This window comes from Paracoccus sp. 22332 (assembly GCF_052045125.1).
Classification (GTDB): Bacteria; Pseudomonadota; Alphaproteobacteria; order Rhodobacterales; family Rhodobacteraceae; genus Paracoccus; species Paracoccus haematequi_A.
In genome coordinates this window covers 21,738-40,280 of record NZ_JBQEOI010000025.1, presented here as the reverse complement: position 1 = coordinate 40,280, position 18,543 = coordinate 21,738, and the positions used below count along the sequence as shown (strand labels likewise).

The window sequence follows — 18,543 nt, the reverse complement described above, 5'->3', positions numbered from 1 at the left end:
CTCGGCGTCGCGCTTCCACCATTCGCCGAAGACGCGCTCGGGGCCATCGGCGCGGCGGACCCGGCGGCGTATGCCGCGCCAGGCAATCCAGACCGGCGGATGGTCGGGCAGCAGCGCCATGGTCTCGATCGGCTCGGGCCGGGGCAGCAGGCGGGACGGGCGCGGCCAGTGATCCGGCCAGCCGGCGCCGACAGGCTCGGCCAGGGCGGCGATGCGGGCGACAGCGCGTTCGGGCACGTCGCTGGCTACCGGGGCCATGCGATAGACGGCGCGGGCGCCGACGCGGTTGGCCAGCACATCGACCAGGCCGGAAAGGTCGGCCGCCGGTTCCTCGATCAGGCGGCTGGCCGCCTGCCGGGCCGCCAACGGCTCGGCGATGGTGGCGGCCAGCGACAGGATCTCGATGCCGTAGCCAGGCGCGATGGTCTCGATCTTGTCGCACAAGAGCCGGGTCAGGCGCTTCGGATCGCGCTGCGGCTGGGCGAGGCCGACGCGAACCGTCTGGATATGACTGTCCACCCGCCAGCAGAGCAGGTCGAGGCGCCGGGCGCCAAGGCCGCGCTCTTCGAGGGCCGCGCAAAGCTGCACGGCCAGCTTGCCGATATAGCGAGCGATGGTCTCGGCGGCGGAAATGGGTTCGGCGAAGCTGCGGCGCACCTCGACCAGGCCCTCCGGGCGCAGCGGTTCGATCGGTTCATTGGCATGGCCGAGGGCCTGATCGAGTCTTCGGCAGAGTTCGGGGCCGAAGCGCCGGGTCAGCGGCGCGCGCGGCTGGCCCAGCAGATCGCCGATGCGGACGAAGCCCAAGCTGCGCAGTCCGGCCACGGTCGCGGGCGGCAGGCGCAGCGCGGCGAGGGGCAGGGGGGCCAGCAGGGTGTCCGCACTGCCCGGCTCGGCCCAAAAGACCGGATCGGCCCGATACCGGGCCAGGGCATGGGCGGCCCCCCAGGTATCGGCCACGGCGGCGCGCGCGGTGACGCCGGACATCGCCAGCCGACCGATCAGCGCCTCCAGCATGGCCGCCTCGCCGCCATGCAGGTGATCGGCGCCGGTCGAGTCGATGACGATCCCGTCCGGCGGATCGACCGCCACGATGGGCGAAAACCGTTGCAGCACCCACAGCGCCAGCCGCTCAAGGCTGGCGGCATCCTCGGCCGGATCGGCAGGCGCGACTCGCAAGCCCGGCACCAGGGCCTGGGCCTTGCTGACCGGCATCCCGACATGCAGGCCCAACTGCTGCGCAGCGGCATCGGTGGCCGTTACCAGGCGGCGGTTGCCGACCCGGCCCGCCAGGACCAGCGGCGCCTCAGCCGAAGGCGCCGCGTCGCCCGCCTGCCGCCGCAGCCGGTCCACCGGCCACGTCGGCAGGAAGACCGAGATGACCCGAGCCATCGCATGCCTCCAGTTCCACGTCAAAACTTTCGCCTGCCCGCGCCCGGATCAGTTCCACCAGCCAACGGGCGCGACCGACACCGGGGACCGGCAGGGCGGCCGAGGGCAGGACCGAGACCCGCCAGCGGGTCATCGCCGCCGTGGGCTGCCCGAAATCCGCCGCATCTGCGGACCTGCGCCAGCGGCGCAGGGCGATGCCGGTGGTGCCGGATCCTTTGGCCGCCAAGTGGAGCCGCCGCGAAGCGGTCATCGACAGACGGGCCACATCGGCGACCACCGCGCCGAGCCCGCCATGGCGGAGACCTTCCTCCATGCAGGCCAGGACGGACACATCGTCGCCCGCCTCGACATGGATCACCCGGTCCGGCGGCAGCCCGGCCTGTTCCAGCCCCGGCGCGAACAGGTCAGCCTGGGTCACGCACCACAGCACCTGGCCTGGCAGCCGCGCGGCTATCCCGGCCGCGAAACAGGCCGCCGCCGCCCCGTCCACCGCGCCATTGCCGCCCCCTGCGACCTCATGCAGGCAGCCGAGCGCCAGACCGCCCCCCGGCAGCTTGCAGTCCAGCGTCCGCACGCCGAAAGGCAGCACCTCGCGCCGGTGCCCGGCATCGCCTTCAAGATGCGCGATGCGCGCCCGAAGCTCGGCGATGACGGGGCTATCTGCGGGACCGGGCATGTCTGGCGAGCGCTTCCTAGGCTGGACGAGCTTTGCAGCGGACGATTCCGCGGGGTTTGTTCTATATTTGTTCCCTATTGGATTCGGAGTCAATCCAGTCCGCCTGATCGAGGACGACATCGGCAATATGAAGCCGCTGATCGAGATCCACCCCGACCGGACCGCGCAATATCGGGGGCGGGCGGCAGCTGACCAGGCTGGCTTGGGGCATTCCGACACCCCTCGAATACCTGAAATCCCCCCAGGCGCCGGATATGGGGGTCACCAATATCCGCAATACCGCCAACCCGTGGCGCAAGTGGCCGGGGACCCGTAAGGGCTGGCTGTATCTGGCTGTGATGCCATCGGTTCGAGCCCGATGGCGATCAGGATGCAGTTCACAGAGCAGCCCCGGAACCGCAACACCGTCTATTCCAGGCTGATGCGTTTCGACATGATCTGCGAGGCCAACGGAATAGAGCACCGTCTGACAAAACCCAACCACCCGTGGACCAATGGTCAGGTCGAGCGGATGAACCGCACGATCAAGCAGGGTGAGGCGGACCAGGAAACCCTCTGGGAGAGGGTTTCCCCGCCGAACGTCAGGCGCTTCCACCATGACAGCCACAAGCAACGGCGCACGCATCTTGCCGACTTCATGGCAGCCGACAACTTCGCGCGTCGGCTCAAGACCCTCGGGGGTCTCACGCCCTACGGATACGTCTGCAAAATCTGGACTTCAGAGCCGGATCGATTCATCCTGAACCAGATCCACCAGAGGCCGGGACTGAACACCTAGTCTCCCCTCGACCTGACGGAGAAGCAGATGTCCCCGACTACCCCCAAGGGTGCCGCCTTCGACTGGGCGGATCCTTTTCTGCTGAACGACCAGTTGAGCGAGGAGGAGCGGATGATCCGCGACAGCGCGTCGGCGTTTGCGGCCGAGCGGCTGGCGCCGCGCGTCACCGACGCCTATCTGACCGAGACGACCGACCCCGAGATCTTCCGCGAGATGGGGGCTGCGGGCCTGTTGGGCGTCACGGTGGACGACGCCTATGGCGGGGTCGGCGCCTCCTATGTCGCCTACGGCCTGGTCGCGCGCGAGATCGAGCGGGTTGATTCCGGCTATCGGTCGATGGCCTCGGTGCAGTCCTCGCTGGTGATGTTCCCGATCGAGGCTTACGGCAGCGAGGCGCAGAAGCGGCGCTATCTGCCGAAGCTGGCGACGGGCGAATACATCGGCTGCTTCGGCCTGACCGAGCCGGATGCGGGTTCCGACCCCGCGGGCATGAAGACCCGCGCGCGCAAGGTGGACGGCGGCTATGTGCTGAACGGCGCGAAGATGTGGATTTCCAACAGCCCCATCGCCGATGTCTTCGTGGTCTGGGCGAAATCCGACGCCCATGGCGGCAAGGTGCGCGGCTTCGTGCTGGAGAAGGGCATCAAGGGCCTGTCCGCGCCGAAGATCAAAGGCAAGTTGTCGCTGCGCGCCTCGATCACCGGAGAGATCGTGATGGAGGATGTGGAGGTCGGCGAGGACGCCCTGCTGCCGGGGGTCGAGGGAATGGGCGGGCCGTTCGGCTGCCTCAACCGGGCGCGCTATGGGATCAGTTGGGGCGCGATGGGGGCGGCCGAGGATTGCTGGTTCCGCGCCCGCCAATACGGGCTGGACCGCCACCAGTTCAACCGCCCCCTGGCCGCGACGCAACTGTTCCAGAAGAAGCTGGCCGACATGCAGACCGAGATCTCGCTGGGGTTGCAGGCATCGCTTCGCGTCGGGCGGCTGTTCGACGAAGGCCGCTTCGCGCCCGAAATGATTTCCATCGTCAAGCGCAACAACTGCGGCAAGGCGCTGGAGATCGCGCGGATGGCCCGCGACATGCATGGCGGCAACGGGATTTCCAGCGAATACCACGTCATGCGCCATGCCCAGAACCTGGAGACGGTGAACACCTATGAGGGCACCCATGACGTGCACGCCCTGATTCTGGGCCGCGCGCAGACCGGGCACCAGGCCTTTGGCTGAGCCGCCGCTGAAGGGCCTGCGCGTGGTCGAACTGGCGCGCATCCTGGCCGGGCCCTGGATCGGCCAGACCCTGGCCGACCTGGGGGCCGAGGTGATCAAGGTCGAATCGCCCGAGGGCGACGACACCCGCCGTTGGGGCCCGCCCTTTATCGACCGGCCCCGCGCCGATGGCGGCACGGAACGGGTCGCGGCCTATTTCCACGCGGCGAACCGGGGCAAGACCTCGGTCACCTGCGACTTCAACGACCCGGCCGACCTGGCGCGGCTGCGCGGGCTGATCCAGCAGGCCGATGTGGTGGTCGAGAACTTCAAGGTCGGCGGGCTGGCGCGTTTCGGGCTGGATTATCCGACGCTGGCGGCCGGCAATCCGGGGCTGGTCTATGCCTCGATCACCGGCTTCGGACAGGACGGGCCGCGCGCCGGCCAGCCCGGATACGATTTCCTGATCCAGGGCATGTCGGGAATCATGGACCTGACCGGCGACCCGGACGGAGAGCCGCAGAAGGTCGGCGTGGCCTGGATCGACATCTTCACCGGGCTTTACGGGGTGATCGCCGTGCAGGCGGCGCTGGCCGAACGGGCGCGGTCCGGGCGGGGCCAGCATCTGGACCTGTCGCTCTTGGATTGCGGGGTGGCGGTTCTGGCGAACCAGGCCACGAACTTTCTGCTGGGCGGGACGGTGCCGCATCGCCTGGGCAATGCGCATCCGAACATCGTGCCCTATCAGCTGTTTCCGGCCTGCGACGGCCACCTGATCGTCGCCTGCGGCAACGACCGGCAATTCGCCGCGCTGTGCCGAGTGCTGGACCTGCCCGGCCTGCCGGGCGACCCCGACTTCGCCACCAACCCGGCCCGCGTGGCCCATCGCGACCGGCTGGTGCCGGTGCTGGCCGCCGCCACCGCGCGCCGCACCCGCGCCGACCTGATCGCCGCGATGGAGGCCGCGGGCGTCCCCGCCGGTCCCGTCAACGACGTGGCCGAGGCCCTGGCAGAGCCGCAGATCGCCGCGCGCGGCCTGCGCATCGCCCCCGAAGGCATCCCCGGCCTGCGAACCCCCATTCGCTTCGGACGCAGCGCTCTGCAAACAAACCGACCCGCCCCCGCAATGGGACACGGAAAATGGGGGTTCGCGGAATGAAAGACCCCCGCCGGTCCGGGCGGGGGTCAAGGTCGTCAGGCTGTGGCGAAGATCACTCGCGGTTGCCCATGAATTGCAGCAGGAACATGAACAGGTTCAGGAAGTCCAGGTACAGCTGCAAGGCGCCCATGATGGCCGACTTGCCCAGGTAATCCCGGTTCGAGCCGGCCAGTTGCAGATAGGTGTTCTTGATGTTCTGCGTGTCATAGGCGGTCAGGCCCGCGAAGATCAGCACGCCCAGGATCGAGATCGCGAATTGCATCCCCGACGATTGCAGGAAGATGTTCACTATGGACGCCACGATCAGGCCGATCACGCCCATGATCAGGAAGCTGCCCCAGCCCGAGATGTCCTTCTTGGTGGTATAGCCCCACAGCGACAGGCCCGCGAAGGCGATGGCCGTCACCAGGAAGGTCTGCACGATCGAGGTGCCGGTGAACACCAGGAAGATCGAGCTGATCGACAGGCCCATCAGCGCGGCGAAGCCATAGAACAGCAGCGTCGCGGCCGAGACCGACAGGCGGTTCAGGGCGGCGCCGAAGGCAAAGACCACCAGCAGCGGCGCGAACATGATCACCCATTTCAGCGGCGAGGCATAAAGCGCCTGCGCCACGGCGGGATTATTGACCGCAAGCGTGCTGATGCCATAGGCCGCGACGGCGGTTACACCCATGCCGACCGCCATCAGCCCATAAACCTTGTTCATGTAGGCCCGCAGCCCTTCGTCGACGACCGCCTGGCGGGTGCCGACGCTCTGCGTGGTGCGGTAAGTGTTGTAATCTGCCATCAATCTCTCCCTACGAGGACATGCCGGCATTCGCCGGTTTCTGGCCACCATATTGGCATGATATCGCCGCGTTTCAATGCGCCAAGCCGCCGGATCGGCACAGTTTTACGCAGTTGTTACAGCGTCACGACGATCTTGCCGACCGATTTGCGGCTGCGCAGCAGATCGAAGGCCTCGGCGGCGCGCTCCAGCGGCATCACCTGGCCCAGCACCGGGGCAAGCTGGCCGTCCTGGAACATGCGGAACAGATTCTTCATGCTGTCCGACACGGCCGCGGGATCCAGCCTGGCGTAACCGCCCCAGTAAAAGCCGTGGATGGCGATGTTCTTGACCAGGGCGTGGTTCAGCGGCAGCAGCGGCGGCCTGCCGCCCGCGAAGCCGATCGCCAGGAAGCGGCCGCCGGGGTTCAGGGCGCGGAACGCCGCCTCTCCGGCGCTGTCGCCCACGGCGTCATAGATCACGTCGACGCCGCCCAGATCGCGCAAGGCGGCCCTCAGATCCGGGCAGTCGGCGCTGTCGATGACATGGTCGGCCCCGGCCTTGCGCACCACGTCCAGCCGGTCGCGCCCGCGCGCCACGCCGATCACGCGGGCGCCCATGGCGCGCCCGATCTCGACGGCGGTCAGGCCGACGCCGCCCGCGGCACCCAGGACCGCCAGAACCTCTCGCGGTTGCAGGGCGGCGCGGGCCGAAAGCGCCAGATGGCTGGTGCCATAGGCGATCTGGAAGCCCGCCGCCTGGTCGAAATCCATCAGGTCGGGGATCGGCGTGCAGGCGCCGGGGGGCACCGCGACCTGTTCCGCCAGCGTCCCCGGCGCCAGCACGGCCACGCGGTCGCCGGGGCGCAAGCCGCTGTTTTCGGGCGCCCATATCACCTCGCCCGCGCCTTCCAGGCCGGGGGCGAAAGGCGGATCCTGGCGTTCCTGGTATTCGCCCTTCGCCTTCAGCAGGTCGGCGAAGTTCAGCGCCGCCGCGCGCATCCGCACCAGAACCTGCTCTGGCCCAGGCTGAGGGGTGGGACGCAGCCGGATCACCGGCTCTCCTCCCAGTTGTTCAACCAGGGCGATTCGGATCATCCCCGAACCCTCGGACACGGAAGTTTTCGCCAAGTCTGTCATTCCCTTATCAGAAGGCCGCCGACAGTCGCACCGGACCTGTCTTTTTGGTCAGGAACGAGGCCGTTAACCAGGTTAACACTCGAAAATTGAGGAAGGTTAAGATAGTGCTTCCTTAGATTGCATGAGGTGGTAACGATGAAACACGGTGTTGACGTTCATGTAGGCAAGCGCATTCGCCATCGTCGCTGGATGATCGGGATGACGCAACAACAACTGGCCGACAAGGTCGGTATCAAGTTCCAGCAGATCCAGAAATACGAAACCGGCATGAACCGGGTGTCGGCGTCCCGGCTGTGGGACATCGCGCGTGCGGTGGACGTGCCGGTCAGCTTCTTCTTCGAAGGATTGCAGGAAGGCGATATTCCCGACGGCGTCGCGGGCGACATCCTGGCCGACAAGGAAGCGCTGCAACTGGTGCGCGCCTATTACACGATGCCGGTCGCGCAGCGCCGTCAGATCTTCGAACTGGCGCGGGTGCTGTCCGACGCCGCCTGATCCCGTCCCGGCGCGGGTGTGTCGCTGTCACGCGCCTGACACGGTTCCGGCTGCCAAATCCGCTTGCCGCCATTGGCAGGGCGACGCCTTCGGGTTAGTCCTGCCGGTGAACCGGACCAGGGGGCAGCCATGCAGGACGCGCAAGACATCATCGACACGGCGCACCAGATGGCGGATGCCGCCCGTGCCGCGATCCTGCCCTTTTTCCGCACCCAACTGGTGGCCGACAACAAATGGCAGACCGGCTTCGACCCCGTGACCGAGGCCGACCGCGCCGGCGAACGCGCCATGCGCGAGGTTCTGGCCAGCCGCCGCCCCGACGATTCCATCCTGGGCGAGGAATACGGCGCGACCCAGGGCACCAGCGGCCTGACCTGGATCCTGGATCCCATCGACGGCACCCGCGCCTTCCTGTGCGGCGCGGCCAGCTGGGGTGTTCTGATCGGCCTGTCCGACGGGCAGGACATTATCTATGGCCTGATAGACCAGCCCTATACGCGCGAGCGGTTCGAGGGCGGGCTGGGCCAGGCGCGCTTTCTGTCCGATGCGGGTCAACGCCCGCTGGCGGCGCGGCGCGTCGATCTGTCCCAGGCGACGCTTCTGACAACCTATCCCGAGGTCGGGACGGCCGACGAAGCCGCCGCCTTCCGCCGCGTGGCCAGCCAGGTGCGGCTGACCCGCTATGGGCTTGACTGCTATGCTTATGGGCTGCTGGCCCTGGGCCAAGTGGATCTGGTGATCGAGGCCGGGCTGCAATCCTATGACATCGCGGGGCCGCTGGCGGTGGTCCGGGCCGCCGGGGGCATCGTCACCGACTGGCAGGGCGGTCCCGCCCATCACGGCGGACAGGTGATCGCCGCCGCCTCGGCCGAACTGCACCGCGCGGCGCTTGCGCTGCTGAACGCGGAGGGCGCGGCATGACCGACCAGGCCACCCCGCCCGAAGACCGCTCGGCCGAGGACGAATACCTGCCCCGGCGCGCGCTTCTGGACCAGATCGACGCCGCCATCGAGGCGGGCGACGCGGCGACGCTCAACACCCTGCTGGAGCCGATGCACGGCGCCGACATCGCCGACCTCATCGAACGGCTGGACCCGGCCAAGCGCCGCGCCTTCCTGGCGCTCTACAGCGGCGAGATCGACGGCGAGATCCTGTCCGAAATCGATGAGGCGATCCGCGAGGAGGTGATCGACCAGCTTCCCCGCGAGGTCGTGGCCGAAGCCGTCCGCGAGATGGACAGCGACGACGTGGTCGACCTGGTCGAAGACATGGACGAGCCCGAGCGGCAGGAAATCCTGGCTGCGCTGGATGCGACCGACCGTGCCGCCGTCCAGCAGTCGCTGGCTTACCCCGAATATTCGGCGGGCCGCCTGATGCAGTCCGAGGTGGTGACCGCGCCCGAGCACTGGACCGTGGGCGAGGCCGTGGCCTTCCTGCAATCCGAGGAATGGCTGCCCGAACAGTTCTATCACATCGTCCTGGTCGATCCGCGCTTCCATCCGCTGGGCTATGTCACACTGGGCCGCCTGCTGGCCTCCAGCCACGCCACGCCGTTGCGCGACATCACCGAGGACAGCTTCCGCACCATCAGCGCCTTCGCCGAGGAAGCGGACGTTGCCTATGTCTTCAACCAGTATCACCTGATCTCGGCCCCGGTGGTGGACCGCGACGACCGGCTGGTCGGCATCATCACCATCGACGACGCGATGGCCGTCCTGGACGAGGAGCACGAGGAAGACATCCTGCGCCTGGCGGGCGTGGGCGATGAAAGCCACGTCACCGACGGACCGCTGGCAACCGCGCGGCAGCGCCTGCCCTGGCTGGTCGTCAACCTGTTCACGGCGTCGCTGTCGGCGGTGGTCATCTCGATGTTCGAAAACACCATCGCCAGCCTTGTGGCGCTTGCCGCGCTGATGCCCATCGTCGCCTCGACCGGCGGGATCGCGGGCACGCAGTCGCTGGCCGTCGCCGTGCGGGGCCTGGCCACGCGCGATCTGAACAGATCCAATGCGCGCCGCGTGGTGATGCGCGAACTGCTGGCCGGGCTGCTGAACGGGGTCGGGCTGGCCCTGATCCTGGGGATCGCGGGAGCGCTGATCTTTGGCGACATCCGGCTGGGCATGGTCCTGGCGGCGGCGATGATCGTCAACCAGATCGTCGCGGCCCTGGGCGGGGTGCTGGTGCCGCTGACGCTGAACAAGCTGGGGTTGGATCCTGCCCTGGCCTCGGGCACCTTTGTCACCACGATGACCGATGTGATGGGCTTCTTCGCCTTCCTGGGACTTGCCACGATCATGCTGCTGTGACCCCCGCCGACAAATCCGCCCTGCGCGCCCGCGCCCTGGCCGCCCGCGCGGCCGGAGGCGACCAGGACGCGCTGACCCGCCATCTGACCGCCGCGCTGGCGCCGCATCGGGGCGCGGTCCTGTCGGGCTATTGGCCGATGCGGGGCGAAGCCGATCCGCGTCCGGCGATGGCCGCCCATGACGGGCCGGTCTGCCTGCCGGTGGTGCCCGGCCGGGCCATGCCGCTGATCTTCCGGCAGTGGGACGGCGGGCCGCTGGTGGACGGTCCCTTCGGCACCGCGCATCCCGCTGATTCGCAGCCGGTCCTGCGGCCGGATGTGCTGATCGTACCGCTGGCGGGCTTCGACCGGGGGGGGAATCGCATCGGCTATGGTGGCGGGTATTACGACCGCACCTTGCAATTACTGCGTGAATCCGGCCGCGCCACCGCCATCGGCCTGGCCTTCGCCGTCCAGGAGCTGCCGGACATCCCGGCCGAGCCGTTCGACCAGCCGCTGGATCTGATCGTCACGGATCGGCGCATCATCCAGCCGCTGCGCTGATCACGGACTTTCGTGGCAGTTTTGCATCAGCTGTGCAAAACCGGGGGGCGGCTTCGGGACAACCCTGTGGATAAGCCGGGGAGGGACGTCGACAAACCTTTGTGCTGAAAAGAAATAATCCCGATCTGGCCGTGTTGACGATGGTTGCCCGCCATGGGCTGTGCGCGAATCTGCGCCTTGCGGCACGCAGCCCGAGTCAACCGCGCCTCTACGGTTATCCACAGATAAAAACCGTTGCATCCGCCGCCGAATGGGATCAATTTTGTGGTCTGCGGCGTTGGCCATACCAGATGTGGTGGCAGGTGGGCGATAACCACCAAGGCCCGTCGCTTCGCGATTTTCGACCGATCGGGCGCTTCGGCTGTCCGTGCCCGTTGCTGCGGCAACGGGGGCGGCCCCGTGCCGCGTGGCGCAGGTCGCGGGTCAGGGACGACGACATGAAAGGGCTACGGGCATGAAGATCGAACGGCGTTTTACCACCCTTGCCGGGGGCGCATATGGCGATATCGCCTTCGCCACGACCACCAGCGAGATCCGCAATCCCGACGGCACGATCGTCTTTCGCAACGACCAGGTGGAAGTCCCCCGGGGCTGGAGCCAGGTCGCCAGCGACGTGATCGCCCAGAAGTATTTCCGCAAGGCGGGCGTTCCGGCGGCGCTCAAGCGCGTCAAGGAAAAGGGCGTGCCCGAATTCCTGTGGCGCAGCGTGGCCGATGACGAAGCCTTGGCCGCCCTGCCCGAGGACCGGCGCTATGTCGGAGAGACGAGCGCACGGCAGGTCTTTGACCGGCTGGCCGGAGCCTGGGCATACTGGGGTTGGAAAGGCGGGTATTTTTCCAAAGAAGAAGACGCCCGTGCCTATCACGACGAAATGCGGTTCATGCTGGCCCGGCAGATGGCCGCGCCGAACAGCCCGCAATGGTTCAACACCGGCCTGCACTGGGCCTATGGAATCGATGGCCCCTCGCAGGGGCATTTCTATGTCGATTACAAGACCGGCACGCTGGTCAAGTCCGACAGCGCCTATGAACATCCCCAGCCGCACGCCTGCTTCATCCAGTCGGTCAGCGACGACCTGGTGAACGAGGGCGGCATCATGGACCTGTGGGTCCGCGAGGCGCGGCTGTTCAAATACGGATCGGGCACCGGCACCAACTTCTCGTCGCTGCGCGGCGAAGGGGAAAAACTGTCGGGCGGCGGCAAGTCCAGCGGCCTGATGGGGTTCCTGAAGATCGGCGACCGGGCGGCGGGCGCGATCAAGTCGGGCGGCACCACGCGGCGTGCAGCCAAGATGGTGATCTGCGACATGAATCACCCCGATATCGAGGCCTTCATCAACTGGAAGGTCATCGAGGAACAGAAGGTCGCGTCCCTGGTCGCCGGGTCCAAGGCGCATGAGGCGCGGCTGAACGACATCTTCGCCGCGATCCGCGCGGGCGACGGGGAAACGGATCCCGCGAAGAACGACGCCCTGAAAGCCGCGATCCGCGCCGCCAAGCGCGCGATGATCCCGGAAACCTATGTCAACCGCGTGCTGCAATACGCGCGCCAGGGCTTCGACAGCATCGAATTTCCGACCTATGACACGGACTGGGACTCCGAGGCTTATGTCAGCGTCTCGGGCCAGAACTCGAACAACTCGGTCCGGGTGACGGATGCCTTCCTGCAAGCGGTGCGCGACGATGCCCCGTGGGAACTGCTGCGCCGCACCGACGGCAAGGTCGCCAAGACCGTCTCGGCTCGCGAGTTGTGGGAACAGGTCGGCCATGCCGCCTGGGCCTGCGCCGATCCGGGTATCCAGTTCCACGACACGGTGAACGCCTGGCACACCTGCCCCGAGGACGGGCCGATCCGCGGGTCCAACCCGTGCAGCGAATACATGTTCCTGGACGACACGGCCTGCAACCTGGCCTCCATGAACCTGCTGACCTTCTTCGCGGATGGCCGCTTCGATGCCGACGCCTATGTCCATGCCACGCGGCTGTGGACAGTGACGCTGGAAATCAGCGTGCTGATGGCGCAGTTCCCCAGCAAAGAGATCGCGCAGCGCAGCTATGACTTCCGCACGCTGGGGCTGGGCTATGCCAATATCGGCGGCCTGCTGATGAACATGGGCCTGGGCTATGACAGCGATCAGGGCCGGGCGCTGTGCGGTGCGCTGACCGCGGTCATGACCGGCGTCGCCTATGCGACAAGCGCGCAGATGGCGGCCGAACTGGGAGCCTTCCCCGGCTATGCGCGCAACGCCGACCACATGCTGCGGGTGATCCGCAACCACCGCGCGGCGGCGCACGGCACGGGCGCCTATCAGGGTGTCAACGTCCTGCCCGTGGAGCTGGATGCCGAGAACTGCCCCGACGCCCGCCTTGTCGCCATCGCGCGGCAGGCCTGGGACGAAGCCCTGACCGGGGGCGAGGATCACGGCTTCCGCAACGCCCAGGTCACGGTGATCGCGCCGACCGGCACCATCGGCCTGGTCATGGACTGCGACACCACCGGGATCGAGCCGGACTTCGCCCTGGTCAAGTTCAAGAAGCTGGCAGGGGGCGGATACTTCAAGATCATCAACCAGTCGGTCCCGGCCGCGCTGACCGCGCTGGGATATTCCCCCGCGCAGATCGAGGAGATCGTGGCCTACGCCGTGGGCCACGCCAGCCTCGGCAACTGTCCCGGCATCAATCACACCGCGCTTGCGGGCCACGGCTTCGGCCGGGCCGAGATCGACAAGATCGAAGCCGCGCTTGCCACGGCCTTCGACATCCGCTTCGTCTTCAACCAATGGACCCTGGGCGAGGATTTCTGCAAGGGCACGCTGGGCATTCCCGCCCAGAAGCTGGCCGACCCGACCTTCGACCTGCTGCGCCATCTGGGCTTTACCAAGGCCCAGATCGATGCCGCCAACGACCATGTCTGCGGCACCATGACCCTGGAGGGTGCGCCGCATCTGCGGGCCGAGCATCTGCCGGTCTTCGACTGCGCCAATGCCTGCGGCAAGACCGGCACCCGCTATCTGTCGGTGGAAAGCCACATCCGCATGATGGCGGCGGCGCAGAGCTTCATCTCGGGCGCCATTTCCAAGACCATCAACATGCCGAACAGCGCGACCATCGCCGACGCGCTGGCGGCCTACGAGTTGTCCTGGTCGCTGGGCATCAAGGCCAACGCGCTGTATCGCGACGGATCGAAGCTGTCGCAGCCCTTGGCCTCTGCCCTGGTCGAGGATGACGAGGAGGCAGAGGAAATCCTGGCCTCCGGCAGCGCGCAGGAAAAGGCCGCCGTCATCGCCGAGAAGATCGTCGAGCGGATCATCGTCAAGGAGGCCGTCCGCAGCCACCGCGAAAAGCTGCCGCAGCGCCGCAAGGGCTATACCCAGAAGGCGGTCGTGGGCGGGCATAAGGTCTATCTGCGCACCGGCGAATACGACGACGGCAAGCTGGGCGAGATCTTCATCGACATGCACAAGGAAGGCGCGGGCTTCCGGGCGATGATGAACAACTTCGCCATCGCCGTGTCCGTGGGCCTGCAATACGGCGTTCCGCTGGAGGAATTCGTCGATGCCTTCACCTTCACCCGCTTCGAGCCTGCGGGCATGGTGCAGGGCAATGACAGCATCAAGAACGCGACCTCGATCCTGGACTACGTCTTCCGCGAACTGGCCGTCAGCTATCTGGATCGCACCGACCTGGCGCATGTGAAGCCGGAAGGCGCGCGTTTCGACGACATGGGCGGCGGCGAACGCGAGGGCCAGAACGTCGCCCCCGTCAGCGAACAGGCCGAGTTGAAGTCGCTGACCATGCTGAAGCAGATCAGCAGCGCGGGCTATCTGCGCAAGCGCCTGCCCCAGGATCTGATGGTCTTGCAGGCCGGAGTCTCGACAACGGCGATCCTGTCGGCGGAACCGGCAGCAATGGACCTGCGCGCCAAGGCCCGGATGCAGGGATACGAGGGCGACCCCTGCGGCGAGTGCGGGAACTATACGCTGGTGCGGAACGGGACGTGCATGAAGTGCAATACCTGCGGAGGGACCAGCGGGTGTAGCTGACACCTGCCCCTGCGCCGATACGGTCATGCAACCCATAAATTGGCCATTCTGGAGGGCGAGTCGTCCATTTTCGCCTTCTAGAAGGTAAATCTTGTGTTCCGGGTGCTTCTTGCTGGTCTTCGGCTCTTGGTAAATCGGCACAAGTCGCATGAGCTCATCAGCCGGCGGACCCGATGGCGCCCGCGCCGATGCAAAGCGCCGCAAGGCGATCGGCATCAAGGCCCTGATCCTGAGGGAGGCGCGGGCCAAGGCGCGCTGGTCGCTGGATTTCGCTTCGCGGACCTGCGGTTCGTCCACGACCAGTTCGCCTGCGGACGGCGCTTCAGGATGCTGAACGTGGTGGATGATGTCACGCGCGAGTGTCTGGCAGCGATCCCGTTCGCCATGGCCTTGACCAGTGGCGGCTCCATGGCCCACCCTTGATCTCGGGCCGCCGCGTGGCGCGCGAACTGACGGCGCTGATCGAAAAGCGCGGGAGGCCCGGGATGATCGTTTCAGACAATGGGACGGAACTGACCTCGAACGCGATCCTGAAGTGGTGTACCGAGCCTTCCAAGCCGAACAGTGGTTCGGTTCCCATAACCCGCCCTATCAACCTCAGTGCCGGTCAGTCCAGGGCCACGGTGTCCTTGCGCAGGATGGATTGCAGTTCCATCGTGTCGGGGTCGATCCGGACCAGATGGCCGTCGACGATGGCGTAGCGGCTGCCGGGCAGGTCGGTGCCCAGGCCGTAGCGGCCGGGAAAGTCGATGAAATTCGTGGCGTCGGGGGAAAGGATGTCGCCGGGGCGCAGCGGTTTTTGTTCCGACCGGGCCAGGGCGGCCTGGGTCGTGCCCTGGGCCTGGGGCGCCTCGTTGCTGGATATTGCGATCAGGACGGCTGCCGCTGCGGCAGCCGCGATCACCATGATCTTGCGTATCATCGTATTGCCTGGCTGTGTCGACCTTCCACGATGAAAACCGGGCGAAAGCTGCCCCGGTTCCCTGATGGCGTCACAGTTCCGTCGTGTCAGCCGTTTTTTTCGACGAACCGTGGCAACATTGCCGAAAAGTCGCGGCCGCGTCCGCCCTCCTGTTCCACGAAGCGGTCGTAAAGCTGCCGGGCCAGCGCGCCCATCGGCGTATCGGCCCCGGCGGAGGCCGCCGCCGCCTGCGACAGGTTCAAGTCCTTGAGCATCAGTTCGGCGGCAAAGCCGGGCTTGTAGTCGTTGTCGGCGGGGGATTTCGGCCCCACGCCCGGTGCCGGGCAATAGGCGTTCATCGACCAGCTGTAGCCGGAACTGGTGGACACCACGTCGAACATCTTCTGCCGGTCCAGGCCCAACTTGTCGGCCAGCGCGAAGGCCTCGCAGGTGGCGATCATGGTGACGCCCAGGATCATGTTGTTGCAGATCTTGGCGGCCTGGCCCGCGCCCGCATCGCCGCAATGGACGGCCTTCTGGCCCATGATGTCGAACAAGGGCGCCACGGTGGCAAAGGCCTCGTCCGGCCCGCCCACCATGAAGGTCAGCGTGCCTGCCTGCGCGCCGCCGATCCCGCCCGACACCGGGGCGTCAAGCGCCCCCAGACCAGCCGCCTGCGCCTGAGCGGCGACCGCGCGGGCGCTGTCCACATCGACGGTTGAGCAGTCGCAGAGGATCGCGCCGGGACGCATCGCCGGGATCACCTGATCCGCGACTGCCCGCAGGATCTGGCCGTTGGGCAGCATGGTGATGACCACATCCGCGCCCGCCGCCGCCGCCGCCGCGCTGTCGGCCATGGTCAGGCCATCCGGCCGGGCGGCGGTGTCGAAGCCCATGACCTGATGCTCGGCCCTTGCCAGGTTCAGCGCCATCGGCGCGCCCATGTTGCCAAGCCCGATGAATGCGATCTTCATGCCGGTTCCCTCCAGGTCAGTTCGTGATGCCCCAGCGGGGCCAGCAGTGCCGCGACATGGGCGGGGCTGGCATCGGCCATCCACCTGGGCTTGCGGTCCTTGTCGATGATCTGGGCGCGCACCCCTTCCAGGAAGTCGGTGTCCTGGGTGGCCCGATAGATAAAGCGGTATTCTCGGGCCAGCGAATCCTGCATCCGGGCGTCATCGCGCGCGGCCCGCACCATCGCCAGCCCCGCCGCCATCGACAGGGGCGAATTGGCGTGCAGGATCTTCAGGGTCTGGGCGTCGCCGTCCTGTTCAAGCGCGTCGATGATGCCGGCCACCGTGTCCTGGGCAAACGGCGACAGGTCCATGGTGCGCAAGGGCGCGGTGGGGGCGTCCTCGCCCTCGATCAGCGACAGGTCGCCGGTGGTTTCCAGCCGGGAAATCAGGTCGGGCCAGCGGTCCTCGGGCAGGTAGATGTCGGCGAAGCCCGCGTGGATCGCGTCGCCCGCGCCCATCCGAGCCCCGGTCAGCGCCAGGTATTCGCCGATCCGCCCCGGCGCGCGGGACAGAAGCCAGGTGCCGCCCACATCGGGGATCAGGCCGATGCCGGCTTCGGGCATGGCGATCTGGGTGGTGTCGCCGACGATGCGGTGGCTGGCATGGCCCCCCACGCCGACACCGCCGCCCATCACAAAGCCCTGCATGAAGGCGACGATGGGCTTGGGATAATCGGCGATGGCCGCGTTCATGCGGTATTCGTCCGCGAAGAACTGCTGCCCCAGGGCGTGATTGCCCGCCAGCCCGGCGCGATAGACCGCCGCGATGTCGCCGCCCGCGCAGAAGGCGCGCTCGCCCTCGGCGTCGATGATGACCAGGGCCACGTCGGGATCGTCGCGCCAGCCGTCTAGGGCGCGGTGGATCGCCAGGGCCATGTCGTGGCTCAGCGCGTTCAGCGCCTTGGGCCGGGTGAAGGTGATGCGCCCGGCGCGGCCGGACTTGCGGATGTTCAGGTCGTTCATGTTACCCCCGTTCGGCCAGCATCGCCCGTCCGACGATGAGGCGCATGATCTCGTTGGTGCCTTCCAGGATCTGATGCACGCGCAGGTCGCGCACGATCTTCTCGATCCCGTAATCGGCCAGATAGCCGTAACCGCCATGCAGTTGCAGGCAGCCGTTCGCCACCTCGAAGGCGCGGTCGGTCACATGCAGCTTGGCCATGGCGCAGAACTTGGTGGCGTCCGGCGCGGCGTTGTCCAGCTTCCACGCCGCCTGGCGCAGCAGGATGCGCGCCGATTGCAGCGCGGTCTCCATCTCGGCCAGGCGGAATTGCAGGGCCTGGAACTGGTCCAGCGTCTGCCCGAAGGCGCGGCGTTCGCCCATATAGGCCAGCGTCGCGTCCAGGGCCGCCTGAGCTCCGCCAAGGGCGGTGGCCGCGATGTTCAGCCGCCCGCCGTCAAGCCCCGCCATCGCATAGGCAAAGCCGCGCCCTTCCTCGCCCAGCACGTTTTCGGCCGGGATCCTGCAATCGTCGAACTGGACCTGCGCGGTGGGCTGGGCGCGCCAGCCCATCTTGTCCTCGGGCGCGCCGAAGGACAGGCCGGGCGTGCGGTCGGGAACGATGACCGCGCTGATTCCGCGCGGCCCATCGCATCCGGTGCGGGCCATCACGATATAGGCGTCCGAATACCCGCCGCCCGAGATGAAGGCCTTGGTCCCGTTCAGCCGCCAGCCGCCATCGGTCCGGTCCGCCCGCGTGCGCAGGGCGGCGGCGTCCGATCCGCTGCCGGGTTCGGTCAGGGCATAGCTGAACACGGTCTCCATGCTGCACAGGCCGGGAAGCCAGCGGGCCTTGGCGTCGGGCGACCCGAATTTCTCGATCATGCCGCCGCACATGTTGTGGATCGACAGGAAGGCCGCGACCGAAGGACAGGCCATCGCCAGCGCCTCGAACACCAGGGTGCCGTCCAGCCGCGACAGGCCGGACCCGCCATGATCCTCGGACACGTACAATCCGCCAAAGCCCAGGGCGGCGACATCGGACCACAGGTCGCGCGGGATGGTGCCGTCGGATTCCCACTGGCGGGCATGGGGGGCGATGCGATCGCGGCCGAAATCGCGCGCCATGTCGAAGATCGCCTGCTGTTCCTCGGTCAGCGCGAAATCCATGCCCTTTCCCCCCGTT

General features: G+C 67.2%; 15 protein-coding genes and 2 pseudogenes. 9 read left to right on the top strand and 8 right to left on the bottom strand.

Annotation, left to right across the window (positions count from 1 at the left end; all coding sequences use genetic code 11):
* Together ACTJI6_RS17845 and ACTJI6_RS17840 are read right to left on the bottom strand one after the other, a co-directional pair.
* Positions 1–1,392, bottom strand: a 1,392-nt coding sequence (locus tag ACTJI6_RS17845) for a Y-family DNA polymerase (RefSeq protein ID WP_440802584.1), incomplete at its 3' end; no start/stop codon positions are given.
* Complete coding sequence (locus tag ACTJI6_RS17840; RefSeq protein WP_440802581.1) at positions 1,307–2,068, bottom strand: ImuA family protein; 762 nt, start codon at positions 2,066–2,068, stop codon at positions 1,307–1,309. The genes ACTJI6_RS17840 and ACTJI6_RS17845, both read right to left, overlap by 86 nt.
* 370 nt (positions 2,069–2,438) lie before the next feature.
* Between ACTJI6_RS17840 and ACTJI6_RS17835 the strand changes: the two are divergent.
* The 3 genes and pseudogenes from ACTJI6_RS17835 to ACTJI6_RS17825 all read left to right on the top strand — a co-directional run.
* Positions 2,439–2,846 (top strand): annotated as a pseudogene (locus tag ACTJI6_RS17835) (integrase core domain-containing protein); the annotation flags it as partial.
* A 27-nt stretch (positions 2,847–2,873) separates the two neighbouring features.
* Positions 2,874–4,073 carry an acyl-CoA dehydrogenase gene (locus ACTJI6_RS17830; RefSeq protein WP_440802579.1) on the top strand — a complete coding sequence of 400 codons (1,200 nt, stop codon included), beginning with the start codon at positions 2,874–2,876 and terminating at the stop codon, positions 4,071–4,073.
* Positions 4,066–5,211, top strand: a complete 1,146-nt coding sequence (locus tag ACTJI6_RS17825) for a CaiB/BaiF CoA transferase family protein (protein ID WP_440802578.1) — start codon at positions 4,066–4,068, stop codon at positions 5,209–5,211. The genes ACTJI6_RS17830 and ACTJI6_RS17825 overlap by 8 nt, the downstream gene beginning before the upstream one ends.
* Before the next feature lie 52 nt (positions 5,212–5,263).
* Here the strand turns inward: ACTJI6_RS17825 and ACTJI6_RS17820 are convergent, their stop codons facing one another.
* Both ACTJI6_RS17820 and ACTJI6_RS17815 read right to left on the bottom strand, forming a co-directional pair.
* Positions 5,264–5,998, bottom strand: coding sequence for a Bax inhibitor-1/YccA family protein (locus ACTJI6_RS17820; protein WP_440802575.1), 735 nt, complete (start codon positions 5,996–5,998; stop codon positions 5,264–5,266).
* Positions 5,999–6,114: 116 nt separating this feature from the next.
* Positions 6,115–7,074: an NADPH:quinone oxidoreductase family protein gene (locus tag ACTJI6_RS17815; protein ID WP_440802574.1), complete on the bottom strand. Its 960-nt coding sequence runs from the start codon at positions 7,072–7,074 to the stop codon at positions 6,115–6,117.
* A gap of 177 nt (positions 7,075–7,251) precedes the next feature.
* Between ACTJI6_RS17815 and ACTJI6_RS17810 the strand changes: the two genes are divergently transcribed.
* From ACTJI6_RS17810 to ACTJI6_RS17785, 6 genes and pseudogenes are all read left to right on the top strand, one after another.
* Positions 7,252–7,611 carry a helix-turn-helix domain-containing protein gene (locus tag ACTJI6_RS17810; RefSeq protein ID WP_126155957.1) on the top strand — a complete coding sequence of 120 codons (360 nt, stop codon included), beginning with the start codon at positions 7,252–7,254 and terminating at the stop codon, positions 7,609–7,611.
* A 129-nt stretch (positions 7,612–7,740) separates the two neighbouring features.
* Positions 7,741–8,532, top strand: coding sequence for an inositol monophosphatase family protein (locus ACTJI6_RS17805; RefSeq protein WP_440802570.1), 792 nt, complete (start codon positions 7,741–7,743; stop codon positions 8,530–8,532).
* Positions 8,529–9,917, top strand: a complete 1,389-nt coding sequence (mgtE, locus tag ACTJI6_RS17800) for a magnesium transporter (protein ID WP_440802568.1) — start codon at positions 8,529–8,531, stop codon at positions 9,915–9,917. Before ACTJI6_RS17805 ends, mgtE begins: the two co-directional genes overlap by 4 nt.
* On the top strand, positions 9,914–10,459 hold the full coding sequence (locus ACTJI6_RS17795; protein ID WP_440802565.1) for a 5-formyltetrahydrofolate cyclo-ligase: 546 nt from the start codon (positions 9,914–9,916) through the stop codon (positions 10,457–10,459). The genes mgtE and ACTJI6_RS17795 overlap by 4 nt, the downstream gene beginning before the upstream one ends.
* 454 nt (positions 10,460–10,913) lie before the next feature.
* Positions 10,914–14,501 (top strand): vitamin B12-dependent ribonucleotide reductase, encoded by a 3,588-nt coding sequence (locus ACTJI6_RS17790; protein WP_440802564.1) that lies wholly within the window; start codon positions 10,914–10,916, stop codon positions 14,499–14,501.
* 196 nt (positions 14,502–14,697) lie between these two features.
* Positions 14,698–15,049, top strand: a pseudogene (locus tag ACTJI6_RS17785) (DDE-type integrase/transposase/recombinase); the annotation flags it as partial.
* A 59-nt stretch (positions 15,050–15,108) separates the two neighbouring features.
* Here the strand turns inward: ACTJI6_RS17785 and ACTJI6_RS17780 are convergent.
* From ACTJI6_RS17780 to ACTJI6_RS17765, 4 genes are all read right to left on the bottom strand, one after another.
* Positions 15,109–15,423: a hypothetical protein gene (locus ACTJI6_RS17780; protein WP_440802561.1), complete on the bottom strand. Its 315-nt coding sequence runs from the start codon at positions 15,421–15,423 to the stop codon at positions 15,109–15,111.
* 86 nt (positions 15,424–15,509) lie between these two features.
* A complete protein-coding gene (gene mmsB, locus ACTJI6_RS17775; RefSeq protein ID WP_440802559.1) occupies positions 15,510–16,376 on the bottom strand; it encodes a 3-hydroxyisobutyrate dehydrogenase in 867 nt (288 codons plus the stop codon).
* On the bottom strand, positions 16,373–17,380 hold the full coding sequence (locus ACTJI6_RS17770; protein ID WP_440802558.1) for an enoyl-CoA hydratase/isomerase family protein: 1,008 nt from the start codon (positions 17,378–17,380) through the stop codon (positions 16,373–16,375). Before ACTJI6_RS17770 ends, mmsB begins: the two co-directional genes overlap by 4 nt.
* A gap of 1 nt (position 17,381) precedes the next feature.
* Positions 17,382–18,527 carry an acyl-CoA dehydrogenase family protein gene (locus ACTJI6_RS17765; protein WP_126154940.1) on the bottom strand — a complete coding sequence of 382 codons (1,146 nt, stop codon included), beginning with the start codon at positions 18,525–18,527 and terminating at the stop codon, positions 17,382–17,384.
* Positions 18,528–18,543: the final 16 nt, after the last annotated feature.

What these genes read in the sequence shown, in the direction of transcription:
- ACTJI6_RS17840 (WP_440802581.1), bottom strand. Translation starts at nt 2,068, where the DNA reads ATGCCCGGTCCCGCAGATAGCCCCGTCATCGCCGAGCTTCGGGCGCGC.
- ACTJI6_RS17770 (WP_440802558.1), bottom strand. Translation starts at nt 17,380, where the DNA reads ATGAACGACCTGAACATCCGCAAGTCCGGCCGCGCCGGGCGCATCACC.
- mmsB (WP_440802559.1), bottom strand. Translation starts at nt 16,376, where the DNA reads ATGAAGATCGCATTCATCGGGCTTGGCAACATGGGCGCGCCGATGGCG.
- ACTJI6_RS17780 (WP_440802561.1), bottom strand. Translation starts at nt 15,423, where the DNA reads ATGATACGCAAGATCATGGTGATCGCGGCTGCCGCAGCGGCAGCCGTC.
- ACTJI6_RS17820 (WP_440802575.1), bottom strand. Translation starts at nt 5,998, where the DNA reads ATGGCAGATTACAACACTTACCGCACCACGCAGAGCGTCGGCACCCGC.
- ACTJI6_RS17765 (WP_126154940.1), bottom strand. Translation starts at nt 18,527, where the DNA reads ATGGATTTCGCGCTGACCGAGGAACAGCAGGCGATCTTCGACATGGCG.
- ACTJI6_RS17830 (WP_440802579.1), top strand. Translation starts at nt 2,874, where the DNA reads ATGTCCCCGACTACCCCCAAGGGTGCCGCCTTCGACTGGGCGGATCCT.
- mgtE (WP_440802568.1), top strand. Translation starts at nt 8,529, where the DNA reads ATGACCGACCAGGCCACCCCGCCCGAAGACCGCTCGGCCGAGGACGAA.
- ACTJI6_RS17805 (WP_440802570.1), top strand. Translation starts at nt 7,741, where the DNA reads ATGCAGGACGCGCAAGACATCATCGACACGGCGCACCAGATGGCGGAT.
- ACTJI6_RS17810 (WP_126155957.1), top strand. Translation starts at nt 7,252, where the DNA reads ATGAAACACGGTGTTGACGTTCATGTAGGCAAGCGCATTCGCCATCGT.
- ACTJI6_RS17790 (WP_440802564.1), top strand. Translation starts at nt 10,914, where the DNA reads ATGAAGATCGAACGGCGTTTTACCACCCTTGCCGGGGGCGCATATGGC.
- ACTJI6_RS17815 (WP_440802574.1), bottom strand. Translation starts at nt 7,074, where the DNA reads ATGATCCGAATCGCCCTGGTTGAACAACTGGGAGGAGAGCCGGTGATC.